The sequence below is a fragment of the Pseudomonas morbosilactucae genome, assembly GCF_023241665.1.
GTDB lineage: Bacteria > Pseudomonadota > Gammaproteobacteria > Pseudomonadales > Pseudomonadaceae > Aquipseudomonas > Aquipseudomonas morbosilactucae.
In genome coordinates, this window is the sequence record NZ_JALQCX010000022.1 from 1 (window position 1) to 13,187 (window position 13,187).

At 63.3% G+C, this 13,187-nt stretch carries 8 protein-coding genes and 1 pseudogene; 6 read left to right on the forward strand and 3 right to left on the reverse strand.

All coding sequences use genetic code 11. The features are described 5' to 3' along the window. Window positions 1-98 precede the first annotated feature (98 nt). Both M1B35_RS13160 and M1B35_RS13165 read right to left on the reverse strand, forming a co-directional pair. Window positions 99-1,370, reverse strand: a complete 1,272-nt coding sequence (locus tag M1B35_RS13160; protein WP_268262138.1) for a Zn-dependent hydrolase — start codon at window positions 1,368-1,370, stop codon at window positions 99-101. 218 nt (window positions 1,371-1,588) lie between these two features. Then, the gene (locus M1B35_RS13165; RefSeq protein WP_268262139.1) at window positions 1,589-3,076 is read right to left on the reverse strand and encodes an NCS1 family nucleobase:cation symporter-1; all 1,488 of its coding nucleotides are present in this window, start codon (window positions 3,074-3,076) and stop codon (window positions 1,589-1,591) included. 623 nt (window positions 3,077-3,699) lie between these two features. Between M1B35_RS13165 and hydA the strand changes: the two genes are divergently transcribed. The 3 genes from hydA (at window position 3,700) to preA (ending at window position 7,974) form a co-directional block, all read left to right on the forward strand. Continuing rightward, complete coding sequence (hydA, locus tag M1B35_RS13170) at window positions 3,700-5,139, forward strand: dihydropyrimidinase (RefSeq protein ID WP_268262140.1); 1,440 nt, start codon at window positions 3,700-3,702, stop codon at window positions 5,137-5,139. Window positions 5,140-5,319: 180 nt separating this feature from the next. After that, on the forward strand, window positions 5,320-6,687 hold the full coding sequence (locus tag M1B35_RS13175) for an NAD(P)-dependent oxidoreductase (protein WP_268262141.1): 1,368 nt from the start codon (window positions 5,320-5,322) through the stop codon (window positions 6,685-6,687). Then, window positions 6,688-7,974 (forward strand): NAD-dependent dihydropyrimidine dehydrogenase subunit PreA, encoded by a 1,287-nt coding sequence (gene preA, locus M1B35_RS13180; protein ID WP_123332005.1) that lies wholly within the window; start codon window positions 6,688-6,690, stop codon window positions 7,972-7,974. Window positions 7,975-8,049: 75 nt separating this feature from the next. Here preA and M1B35_RS13185 read toward each other — a convergent pair. Further along, window positions 8,050-8,669 (reverse strand): annotated as a pseudogene (locus M1B35_RS13185) (TetR/AcrR family transcriptional regulator). Between the two features lie 172 nt (window positions 8,670-8,841). Between M1B35_RS13185 and M1B35_RS13190 the strand changes: the two are divergent. The 3 genes from M1B35_RS13190 to M1B35_RS13200 all read left to right on the forward strand — a co-directional run bounded on the left by M1B35_RS13190 (window position 8,842) and on the right by M1B35_RS13200 (window position 13,184). Further along, entirely contained in the window at window positions 8,842-9,282 is a 441-nt protein-coding gene (locus M1B35_RS13190) for a GNAT family N-acetyltransferase (RefSeq protein WP_268262142.1), read from the forward strand. A gap of 133 nt (window positions 9,283-9,415) precedes the next feature. Beyond that, a complete protein-coding gene (locus tag M1B35_RS13195) occupies window positions 9,416-10,786 on the forward strand; it encodes an MFS transporter (RefSeq protein ID WP_268262143.1) in 1,371 nt (456 codons plus the stop codon). Window positions 10,787-10,805: 19 nt separating this feature from the next. After that, window positions 10,806-13,184: a glycoside hydrolase family 3 C-terminal domain-containing protein gene (locus M1B35_RS13200; RefSeq protein WP_268262144.1), complete on the forward strand. Its 2,379-nt coding sequence runs from the start codon at window positions 10,806-10,808 to the stop codon at window positions 13,182-13,184. Window positions 13,185-13,187 lie beyond the last annotated feature (3 nt).

The window sequence follows — 13,187 nt, forward strand, 5'->3', positions numbered from 1 at the left end:
CCCCAGGCCCCCGGTAGGAGCTGGCTTGCCAGCGAAGGCGTCGGCCTGGGCGGTGCATGCCTGGCGGGCCTCTTCGCCGGCAAGCCGGCTCCTACGGTTCAGCGCTGGGCGATGGCCTGGGAGGCGGCGAGCATGGCGCGCAGCAGCACCGCGCAGCCGGCCGCCAGGTCGTCGGGGTCGGCGTTTTCGATTTCGTTGTGGCTGATGCCGCCTTCGCACGGCACGAAGATCATGCCCGCCGGGCCCAGTTCCGCGAGGAAGATCGCGTCGTGGCCAGCGCCGCTGACGATGTCCATGTGGGACAGGCCCAGGCCTTGCGCCGCCCCGCGCACGGCCTCGACGCACACCGGGTCGAAGTACAGCGGCGGGAAGTCGGCCGTCGGCGTCAGTTCGAAACTCAGGCCGTGTTCTTCGCAGGTGCTGTCGATCACCTGGCGCACCTCGGCAATCATCGAATCCAGGCGGGCCGGCTCCAGGTGGCGGAAGTCCAGGGTCATGCGCACTTCACCGGGGATCACGTTGCGCGAGCCTGGGTAGGCTTGCAGGCAACCCACGGTGCCGCAGGCGTGGGGTTGATGGCCGAGGGCGGCGCGGTTGACCGCCGCCACCACCGCCGCGGCCCCCACCAGGGCGTCCTTGCGCAGGTGCATCGGGGTCGGTCCGGCATGGGCTTCGACGCCGCGCAGCTTGAGGTCGAACCACTTCTGGCCGAGGGCGCCGAGGACAATGCCAATGGTCTTGCGCTCATCCTCGAGGATCGGCCCCTGCTCGATATGCGCTTCGAAATACGCCCCCACCGCGTGCCCGCTGACGTTGCGCGTACCCGCGTAGCCAATGGCATTGAGCGCATCGCCCACGGTCACGCCGTCGGCATCGGTCTTGGCCAGGGTGTCTTCCAGGGTGAACTTCTCGGCAAAGACCCCGGAACCCATCATGCACGGCGGAAAGCGCGAGCCTTCTTCGTTGGTCCAGACCACCACTTCCAGGGGCGCCTCGGTTTCCAGCTTGAGGTCGTTGAGGGTACGCATGACTTCCACCCCGGCCAGCACGCCAAAGCAGCCGTCGAACTTGCCGCCGGTGGGCTGGGTGTCGATATGGCTGCCGGTCATCACCGGCGGCAGTTGCGGGTTGCGTCCGGGGCGCCGGGCGAAAATATTGCCGATGCCGTCCACGGTCACGGTGCACCCGGCGTCCTCGCACCATTGCACGAACAGGTCCCGGGCTTGGCGATCGAGGTCGGTCAGGGCCAGGCGACAGACCCCGCCCTTGACCGTGGCGCCGAGCTGGGCCAGTTCCATGAGCGACTGCCACAGGCGGTCGCGGTTGATGTGCTGATGGCTGGATTGCAGAACCTCTACGGCAGCGTTCATGGTGATCTCCTCAGGCTTTTTTTCTGATCGTTCCCAGGCTGCGCCTGGGTGTTCATTGCTTTCTGGTCCTGCTCTGCGGTGACGCGGAGCGTCGCGGGGGCATTCCCACGCCGAGCGTGAAAACCAGCGACGCCCCGGCTTCTGGTTCCCGAGCTCCGCGCCCCGTGCCCGCCGTGATGCTGAACATCACAGCGGGCCTGCACGAGTGGCGGCTGGGTTCATACCGGGGTTTTGACGGCCACAGTCTGTGGGCTGCGCAGGCTGCACAGGCCGTAGTAGAGCAAGCCGCCCAGGGCCGAACCGGTGAACCAGCCGTAGCTGTAGAACCAACTGAACAGGTCGCTGCCCAGGGACAGCAGGGTCAGCACCACCGGCACACCGAAGGCGATAAAGCCGTTCCAGTTCCACGCCGGGTAGACGTCGTCGCGGTACAGCCCGGGCAGGTCCAGTTGCTGTTTCTTGATGATGAAATAGTCCACCACCATGATCCCGGCGATCGGCCCCAGAAGGCTCGAATAGCCCAGCAGCCAGTTGGAATAGACCGTCTCCAGGCTCACGTCGGAGACCAGCAGGCCGAGCTTTTTCAGCAGTTCGTGGGCCATCAGCGCCAGGCCCACCAGGCCGGTGAGGATCACCGCCTTGGTGCGCCCGATCAGCTTCGGTGCCAGGTTCTGGAAGTCATTGGTGGGCGAAACGATATTGGCGGCGGTGTTGGTCGACAGGGTGGCGATGATGATCAGCGCCATGGCCACGGCCACCCAGCCCGGGCTCTGGATATGCCCGATCAGGCTCACCGGGTCGGAGACGGTCACCCCCACCAGCTTGGCCGAGGCGGCGGTCAGCACTACGCCGAGGGATGCGAACAGGAACATGGTCAGGGGCAAGCCGTAGATCTGCCCGAGAATTTGCGCCTTCTGGCTTTTCGCGTAGCGGCTGAAGTCGGGAATGTTCAGCGACAAGGTGGCCCAGAAACCCACCATCGCCGTGAGCCCAGCCATGAAGTAACCGGTGACGCTGGCGCCTTCAGGACGCTTGGGCGGCTGGGCCAGCAGCTCGGTCAGCGAGACATTCGGCAAGGCCCACACCAGCAGCCCCGCGCCCACCAGGACCAACAAGGGTGCAGACAGGGTTTCCAGCCATTTGATCGACTCGGCGCCGCGCAGCACCACCCACAGGTTGAGGGCCCAGAAGATCATGAAGCCGATCACCTCGCCGGTACCGCCCAGGGCCTTCCAGCCTTCGAAGACCGAGCCGAGGAACAGGTGGATGGCCAGGCCGCCGAACATCGTCTGGATGCCGAACCAGCCACAGGCCACCAGGGCGCGGATCAGGCACGGCACGTTGGAGCCGATGATGCCGAACGACGAACGCAGCAGCACCGGGAACGGAATGCCGTACTTGGTCCCGGGAAAGGCGTTGAGGGTCAGGGGGATCAGGACCACGACGTTGGCCAGGAGGATCGCCAGCAGCGCCTCCCCCACCGACAGCCCGAAGTAGGCGGTGAGCACCCCGCCCAGGGTGTAAGTGGGCACGCAGATCGACATGCCGACCCACAATGCGGTGATGTGCCATTTGTTCCAGGTGCGTTCCGCGACCTTGGTCGGGGCGATGTCGTGGTTGTAACGGGGGCTGTCGAGTACATCACTGCCGGCGTCCAGCTCGTACAGGCCGTCGCGCTCGGTCACTTGAGATCTGTTCTGTTGCATGGCCGCTCCACTGTTCTTTTGATTATTTTGCTCATCAGGCGGCTGGCGGGGGGACCGCGAGCCGGACGATGGCCGGAGAACTTACGACTTTCAGCCACCGGCCAACCTGTCAGCGGCGGCACTCAATAAACGTGCCGGGTTGCCCATTGACGGTTCTGCCGAATCACTGAAATCCATGTAAACAACTGATGTTAATCAGTTTTATCCGTGCAACTAAGCAGCCGTCGGTTAGTTGCCTCTCCACTCAGGCCGAATGCAAGGCAAGTTGTCCGTTCAGTCAGGACTCAATCTGGTGCACAGGTATTTTTTTCAACACTTTCCTATAGGCGGCAAGCACCCCTCAAGCAGCTGATTTCACATAGGAAATCTTGACCATATTTGGATCCTGTCAAGTGCGTCAAAATGGTGAAGGGCTGCACCATTTTGCGGATTTTGTATTTTTATCGTTATTTTTCAATAACTTAATAACGATATAAGCTTATGAAAAATAATCTTGCTCATTCTTACAACAGCGACTAGTTTTTATTCCTGACACCGCTGACAGGAATAAAAAATCCCTCAGCATGCTCATTACAAAACACTTAGAACCGGCATAAGCCGGTCAAGCCTGCGAGGAACTCGGCATGTCTTTGTTGATCCGTGGCGCCACCGTTATTACCCATGATGAAAGTTATAAAGCCGATGTCTTGTGCGCCAATGGTGTGATCCAGGCCATCGGTACCGACCTGGACATTCCCTCCGCATGCGAAGTGCTCGACGGCAGCGGCCAATACTTGATGCCCGGTGGCATCGACCCCCACACCCACATGCAACTGCCGTTTATGGGCACCGTGGCCAGTGAGGACTTTTTCAGCGGCACCGCCGCGGGCCTTGCCGGTGGCACCACCTCGATCATCGACTTCGTGATTCCCAACCCGCAGCAGTCGTTGCTGGAGGCCTTTCACCAGTGGCGCGGCTGGGCCGAAAAATCCGCCAGCGACTACGGCTTTCATGTCGCAATCACCTGGTGGAGCGAGCAGGTCCGCGAGGAAATGGCTGAGCTGGTGAGCCAGCACGGGATCAACAGCTTCAAGCACTTCATGGCTTACAAGAACGCCATCATGGCCGCCGACGACACCCTGGTGGCGAGCTTCGAGCGTTGCCTGGAACTGGGCGCCGTGCCTACGGTGCACGCGGAGAACGGCGAGTTGGTCTACCACCTGCAGCGCAAGTTGCTGGCCCAGGGCATCACCGGGCCGGAAGCCCACCCGCTGTCGCGTCCGTCCCAGGTCGAAGGCGAAGCCGCCAGCCGAGCCATCCGCATTGCCGAAACCCTGGGTACGCCGCTGTACCTGGTGCACGTCTCGACCAAAGAGGCGCTGGACGAAATCACCTACGCCCGCAGCAAAGGCCAGCCGGTCTACGGTGAAGTGCTGGCCGGGCACCTGCTGCTGGACGACAGCGTGTACCGCGACCCGGACTGGCAGACCGCTGCCGGTTACGTGATGAGCCCGCCCTTCCGCCCCCGTGGCCACCAGGAAGCGCTGTGGCACGGCCTGCAATCGGGCAACCTGCACACCACTGCCACCGACCACTGCTGCTTCTGCGCCGAGCAGAAAGCCGCGGGCCGTGAGGACTTCAGCAAGATCCCCAACGGCACCGCCGGTATCGAAGACCGCATGGCGGTGCTCTGGGATGAAGGGGTGAACAGCGGGCGCCTGTCGATGCAGGAGTTCGTCGCCCTGACCTCCACCAACACCGCGAAGATCTTCAACCTCTACCCGCGCAAGGGCGCGATCCGCGTGGGCGCCGACGCCGACCTGGTGCTCTGGGACCCGCAAGGCACGCGGACCATTTCCGCCAAGACCCACCACCAGCAGGTGGACTTCAACATCTTCGAAGGCAAGACCGTACGCGGCGTGCCCAGCCACACCATCAGCCAGGGCAAGCTGGTCTGGGCCGACGGCGACCTGCGGGCCGAACGCGGTGCCGGGCGCTACATCGAACGCCCGGCCTACCCGGCCGTGTTCGACCTGCTGAGCAAACGCGCCGAGCTGCACAAACCGACCGCCGTCAAACGCTGATCCTTGTGTAGGCGCTGGCTTATGTAGGAGCTGGCTTGCCAGCGATAGCGCCCCCCAAACACAGCGCATTGCTCAAGGGCCCTTCGCCGGCAAGCCGGCTCCTACCTAAAGCGATGTTGTGTGTAACGCCAAGCAGATGCCCGTCAGAGGCAGCCGATAAAAAACCGTGAGGCCTGAACCGTGATCAAGACCCTGAACCATTTGCCCCATCCCTCTCAGGACGGGGCCACCCTCGCTGGCCATTTCACCGACCTGGCCCCCGCGCTCAACGCCCGCCAGGCGCACCTGGAAGCCTCGCGCTGCCTGTATTGCTACGACGCACCGTGCGTCAATGCGTGCCCCAGCGACATCGACATTCCGTCGTTTATCCGCAATATCCACACCGACAACGTGCAGGGCGCGGCGCAGAAAATTCTCTCGGCCAACATCCTCGGCGGCAGTTGCGCCAGGGTCTGCCCGACCGAGATTCTGTGCCAGCAAGCCTGCGTCAGAAACAACGCCGAGGAATGCGCCCCGGTGCTGATCGGCCTGCTGCAACGCTACGCCGTGGACAACGCGCACTTCAGCCAGCACCCGTTCCAGCGTGCGGCGGCCACCGGCAAGCGGATCGCCGTGGTCGGGGCCGGCCCGGCCGGGCTGTCCTGCGCCCATCGTTGTGCGTTGCACGGCCACGACGTGGTGATTTTCGAGGCCCGGGAAAAAGCCGGCGGCCTGAATGAATACGGGATCGCCAAATACAAGCTGGTGGATGATTTCGCCCAGAGGGAGCTGGAGTTTTTGCTGCAGATCGGCGGCATCGAAATCCGCCATGGCCAGAAGCTCGGCGACAACCTGACCCTGACCGACCTGCACCAGCAATTCGACGCGGTGTTCCTCGGCCTCGGCCTGGCCGCCAGCAAGCAGTTGGGCCTGGCCCACGAGGACGTCCCCGGCCTGCTGGCCGCCACCGACTACATCCGTGAACTGCGCCAGGCCGACGACCTCAGCCAACTGCCCCTGGCCGACCGCTGCATCGTCTTGGGCGCCGGCAACACCGCCATCGACATGGCCGTGCAAATGGCCCGCCTCGGCGCCCGCGACGTGAACCTGGTGTATCGCCGTGGCCTCGAAGAAATGGGCGCCACCGAACATGAGCAAGACATTGCCAAGGCCAATCAGGTGCGACTACTGACCTGGGCCGCCCCCGAGGAGGTGTTGCTCAACGACCAGGGCCAGGTGCGCGGCATGCGCTTTGCCCGTACCCGCCTCACCGAGGGCCGCCTGCAGACCACCGGGGAAACCTTCGAACTGGCAGCCGACGCCATCTTCAAGGCCATCGGCCAGGGCTTCGACGGCGCGGCCTTGAGCGACCCCTTGGCGCGGGAGTTGAAACGCGCCGGCGAGCGCATCCAGGTCGACGAGCAACTGCGCACCAGCCTGCCCGGGGTGTACGCCGGCGGCGACTGCGTCAGCCTCGGCCAGGACCTCACCGTGCAGGCGGTGCAACACGGCAAGCTGGCCGCAGAAGCCATGCATGCCCAACTCATGCTCAATGTGGAGGCTGCGTAAATGGCCGATCTCTCGATTGTCTTCGCCGGTATCAAAGCCCCCAACCCGTTCTGGCTGGCCTCCGCGCCGCCCACCGACAAGGCCTACAACGTGGTCCGTGCGTTCGAGGCGGGCTGGGGTGGCGTGGTCTGGAAAACCCTGGGTGAGGACCCGGCGGCCGTCAACGTTTCATCCCGTTACTCGGCGCACTTCGGGCCCAACCGCGAGGTCATGGGTATCAACAATATCGAGCTGATCACTGACCGTTCCCTAGAGATCAACCTGCGGGAAATCACCCAGGTGAAAAAGGACTGGCCGGATCGCGCCTTGATCGTTTCGTTAATGGTGCCGTGCGTCGAAGAATCCTGGAAAACCATCCTGCCCCTGGTGGAAGCCACCGGCTGCGATGGCATCGAACTGAACTTCGGTTGCCCCCATGGCATGCCGGAACGGGGCATGGGCGCGGCGGTGGGCCAGGTGCCGGAATACGTGGAGCAGGTGACTCGCTGGTGCAAGACTTATTGCTCGCTGCCGGTGATCGTCAAGCTCACGCCGAACATCACCGACATCCGCACCGCCGCCCGCGCCGCCCATCGCGGCGGGGCGGACGCGGTGTCGCTGATCAACACCATCAACTCCATCACCAGCGTCGACCTGGAGCGCATGGTGGCCCACCCGATGGTCGGCAGCCAGAGCACCCACGGCGGTTATTGCGGCTCGGCGGTCAAGCCGATTGCCCTGAACATGGTCGCGGAAATTGCCCGCGATCCGCAGACCCACGGCCTGCCGATCTGCGGCATCGGCGGCATCGGTAGCTGGCGGGACGCAGCGGAATTCGTGGCCCTGGGCTGCGGCGCGGTGCAGGTGTGCACGGCGGCGATGCTCCATGGTTTTCGCATCGTCGAAGAGATGAAGGACGGCTTGTCGCGGTGGATGGACAGCCAGGGCTACCACAGCCTGCAAGACTTCTCCGGGCGCGCGGTGGGCAACACCACCGACTGGAAGTACCTGGACATCAACTACCAGGTCATCGCCAAGATCGACCAGGATGCCTGCATCGGCTGCGGCCGCTGCCACATCGCCTGCGAAGACACCTCGCACCAGGCGATTGCCAGCCTCAAGCAGGCGGACGGCACCCATCACTATGAAGTGATCGACGATGAGTGCGTGGGCTGCAACCTGTGCCAGATCACCTGCCCCGTGCAGGACTGCATCGAGATGGTGCCCCAGGACACGGGCAAGCCCTTCCTCGACTGGCTGCACGACCCGCGCAATCCTTACAGGGAAGCAGCTGCAAGCGGTAAGTAGTAAGAGCAGCTACAAGCGGCAAGCGGCAAGCCTGGAGCTCACTTGCAGCTTGTCGCTTGCAACTTGCCGCTGCCTCTAAGGCTCGAGGCCGATGCCCCGCAGGATGACGCTGGTGACGGTCTGCACCGCCCGTTCGAACTGCATGTCCGACAGCGCTTGGTGGTCGTTGAGGATCATCACCTGATGATCGAAGTCGGCGTAGTGCTGGGTCGAGGCCCAGATCATGTACAGCAGGCTCGACGGCTCCACCGGCAGGATGCGCTTGTCCTCCACCCACTGCCGGATCTTCGCCTCTTTCATCTTGGCCCAGTCATACAGGCTGGCATCCAGCGCTTCGCCCAGGGTTGGCGCGCCGTGGATGATTTCGTTGGCCCAGACTTTCGAACCGTAAGGCCGACTGCGGGAGTGGTTCATCTTGGCGCGGATGTAGCTGCTGAGGACCACCCGTGGGTCATCGAACATCTCGAAGCACAACGCGTCCTGTTTCCACACTTCCAGCAGATCGAACAGCACCGCGCTGTACAGCTCGCTCTTGGTGCTGAAGTAGTAATGCAGGTTGGAACGCGGCAGTTGGACCTGTTCGGCGATATCGGCCATGGCGTGCCGGCATAGCCTTTTTCGGCGAAGACTTTCTCGGCGCCGAGGAGGATTTTTTCAACGTTACTGCGACGAATCTCGATCTTGTGATTGCCCATATGGGCTCCCTGGCAACAGCGTTAGGCAAGACTAGCATCCAGCCTCATACAACTACGAAACTTCCTGAACATGCCTTCCCCGGTGATAACGCCGGGGGTAGCATTCACCCGCACGCACTTGGGCCGCCTCAAGCGAAGCCGCCCTCCTGCCCTGACCCGATGGAACCTGCCCATGCCCATTCGCCTCCGCCGCCCCAGTGACGATGTGCCTCTGGCCGCGCTGTGGCTGCGCTCGGTGCGCGCCACGCATGACTTTCTAGACGAAGCGGACATCCAGTTGCTTTACCCCCTGGTGCGCGATGCCTACCTGCCGGGCCTGGAAGTGTGGGTGCTGGACAATCCCGATGGCCGCCCCGGCGGCTTTATCGCCCGGGCCGCCGACAAGGTTGAAATGCTCTTTGTCGAACCGGCCCAACTCGGCCAGGGCATCGGCCGCCAGTTACTGGACCATGTCAAAACCCTGCACGAGCACCTGAGCGTCGACGTTAACCAACAGAACCCCAGGGCCCATGGTTTCTACCGTCACTACGGCTTCGTCGAGTACGCACGCTCGGAAACCGACGGCGAAGGCCGGCCATTTCCAGTCATCCACATGCGCCTGGCAACCTCCTGAAGCCCGGGCCTGGGGCGTGGCTCGCCCCCTTCGGCAGCGACACAAAAATGCCCCAGCATTCGCACAAATAACGACAAGTCGCCCACAACCGGAGTTCTTAGAATCAGCGTTCCTCTTGCTGCGGACAACAATAATGACTACGCCAACCGCCAGGATCACCGAGAGCTATGTGGTCCTGGGTGCCAAAGAGAAGATCGGCTACGGCCTGGGTGATCTGGCCTGCAACCTGTCCTTCGGTTTCGTCTCGCTGTTCCTGTTGTATTTCTACACCGACATCTATGGACTGTCCGCCGCCGAGGCCAGCCTGATCTTCGTCATCGCCCGGGTGATCGACGCCCTGTTCAACATCCTTGTCGGCTATGCCGTGGACCGCACCCACAGTCGCCACGGCAAACTGCGCCCCTACCTGTTGTATGGCGCCCTGCCCCTGGCCGGCTTGAGCATCCTGTGTTTCAGCGCCTGGAACATCGAGCTCAAATTCACCTACGCACTGATCAGCTACACCCTCTATTGCCTGGCCTACACCACCGTCAACACGCCCTACTCGGCACTCACCAACCGCATGACCCAGCACGAGGGCTCCCGGGCCTCGCTGTCGGTGTACCGCTTTGTGCTGGCGGTGATCGGCTACCTGATCGTGGCCACCAGCGCCGAGCGCCTGGTGGCGTTGTTTACCGAACCCAGGGATGGCTACGTCTTCGCCGTCAGCCTATTCGCGCTGCTGGCGACCTTCTGCCTGATCGCCTGTTTCGGCATGACCCGGGAACGGGTGGATACACGCCAGGACAGGCCCTCACCCTCGCTGCGCGACATGCTGCGGGCGGTGTTCGATAACCTGCCGCTGATCCACCTGTCGCTGTTCACCCTGTTCTTCTACATCGCCTACACCCTGTGGATGGCCATCGCCGTGTACTTCATCAAGTACGTGATCGGCGACGAGGGTTTCAGCCCGCTGTTCTTCGCCCTGCAGACCGCTGCCTACATCCTCGGCACCGTGCTTTCGCAGACGCTCATTGCAAGGCTGGGCAAGAAGAAAATGACCCTCGGCGTGCTATTGCTGGGGATCGGCGGGCTGGTGATCCAGTACATCTTCGCCAGTCACAACCTGCCCCTGACCATGGTTTGCATCGGCCTGTACAGCATCACCCTGGGTGCCGGGTTCGTCGCCATGTGGTCGATGATTGCCGACACCGTGGAATACGCCGAATGGAAGAACGGCCACCGGGCCGAGGGCGCGATCTATGGTTTTTTCAATTTCGTGACCAAGATCGCCATGGCACTGGGCGGCGGCCTGGCTGGCCTGCTGCTGCAACTGTCGGGCTACTCGGCGGCCCAGGTGGATGCCCAGGCCATCAACGCCATAACCCTGATGATGACCCTGGTGCCCGCCCTGATGTTCGCCCTGGGTTTTGTCTTCGTGCTGTTCTACCCCCTGGACGAACAGAGCTACCGCAACCTGCTGCAGCGTATTGAACAACGCAAGCAAACGGCCCTAGCCCCCTGACCCTAAGGAGTTCCCCACCATGACCGATCCCCACGCCCCGTTGCTGGCCCGCATGAGCGTCGCCGACAAGGTCAAGCTGCTCAGTGGCCAAGGCTTGTGGCGCAGCGCCCGGTTGGAACACCTGGGTATCGATGACTTCATCATGACCGACGGCACCTACGGCGTTCGCTACAGTACCCAACAGATCGAGGACGGTGCCAGCTGGAGCTTCGAGGACTTTATCCAGGTGGTGAACCAGAGCTCTGGCGACACCCCGCAGCCCAGTGGTTCCGAGGCGCTGTTCAGCGCGTCGAAACCCGCTACGTGCTTTCCCAACGGTTCCAGCCTGGCCTGCTCCTGGGACCTGGACCTGGTGTACCGCATGGGCCAGGCCCTGGGCGTGGAATGCCAGCACTTCGGTGTCGGCCTGCTGCTGGGGCCGGGGATCAATATCCGCCGCACGCCCCTGGCCGGGCGCGGCTACGAATACTATTCCGAGGACCCAATCCTCAGTGGCGAGCTGGCCGGAGCCCTGATCAACGGCCTGCAGGACCAGGGCGTGGGTGCCAGCCTCAAGCATTTCGCCTGCAACAACTCCGAGTACCGGCGCACGGAAATGGACTCGGTGGTGGACGAGCGCGCCCTGCGCGAGATCTACCTGGCCGGCTACAAGCGCGCCATCGACCGCGCCCAGCCCTGGACGCTGATGTCTTCCTACAACCGCCTCAACGGCGTGCAGACCTCCCAGCATCACTGGCTGCTGACCCAGGTGCTGCGCGACGAATGGCAGTACCCGGGGCTGGTGATGTCCGACTGGTACGGCATCAAGGACCGGCCGGCGTCGCTGCTGGCGGGCAATGACCTGGGCATGCCGCAAAGCCAGCGCGACCAGCGCGAACTGCTGGCCGCCATCGAGCAAGGCCGGGTGCCCCCGGAGTGCCTGGACCTGGCCTGCCGGCGCATGCTGACCCTGATCGACAAGGTTCGGCGCGGCCGCAAACCCGAGACCCGGGCCGACTTCAATCAGCATCACGAACTGGCCCAGAGCCTGGCGGCGGAATCCCTGGTGCTGTTGAAAAACCAGGATCAACTGCTGCCCCTGTGCCCACGGAAAACCCCACGCATCGCCGTGCTGGGCAAACCGGCCCAGGCGCCGGTGATCCAGGGTTCGGGCTGCGCCACCACTCGGCCTTACCTGCTGGACCGGCCCCTGGACGAGATCTTCGAACTGGGGACCGAAGCCTTCGATATCCGCTATGCCGTGGGCACCCCGGATGACCATCAGCTCGACCCCATGGCAATGGCGCAAGCCCTGGATACCGCGCGAACCGCCGATGTGGCGATCCTCTTCGTCAGCACCGCGATTGGTGAAGACGGTGAAAACGGCGACCGGCAGAACCTCGATATTCTTCCCAGCCACGAGCAACTGATTATCCAGGTGGCCAAGGTCCAGCCCAATGTGGTTGTGGTCCTGGCCAACAGCGATGCGGTGGTCATGCCCTGGCTGGATCAGGCCAAGGCCGTGCTGGAAACCTTCTTTGCCGGCCAGGGCATGGGCCGCGCCGTGGCCCAGGCATTGTTCGGGCTGGTCAACCCCAGCGGCAAACTCACCGTCAGCGTGCCCCACTGCCTGGAACACACCCCGGCCTTCCTCACCTACCCCGGGGAAAACCTGCAACAGCGCTACAGCGAGGGGCTGTTCGTCGGCTACCGCTACTACGATAAACGTCGCCTGGAGCCCTTGTTCCCATTCGGCTTCGGCCTCAGCTACACCCATTTCGAGTACCACTCGCTGGCCACCTCCAGCGCCACCCTGGAGCCCGGCCAAGCACTGACGGTCACCGTGGAGCTGGGCAACAGCGGTGAACGTTTCGGCAAGGAGGTGGTGCAGTTGTACCTGGCCCCGCCGGCCTGCCGCCTGCCCCGGGAGGTCCAGGCCTTGAAGGCCTTTGCCAAGGTGGCCCTGGAGCCTGGGCAACGTCGCTGCGTCGAGCTGCACCTGGATTGGCAGGACTTCGCCTATTACGACCCCGCCTTCGCCCGCTGGGTCGTGGACAGCGGCGAGTACCAGGTGCGCGTAGGGGGTTCTTCGCGGCACATCGAACTCGTGGCCAGGGTCCAGGTGCAGGCCCCGGTGCTGTACCCACCGGTCAACCTCCACAGCTCCCTGGTGCAACTGCTGGACAACCCGCCGCTGTTCGAACGGGTGGCGAAGCTGGTCGCGGACAAAAGCGGCATGCCGGAAGCACATACCAGGGAAAAACTGCGCAAGATCGCCCCGGAGCTGTTTTGCGGTTTACTGATCACCCTCACGGAAATGCTCGAACTGGATATTTCCCGCGAGGAGCTGGCGGCCGCCCTGGACGCCGAGGCAGGCGCACCAGCGGGTGGCTCGGCCATGCTCACCGGGCCACAGTAAAGC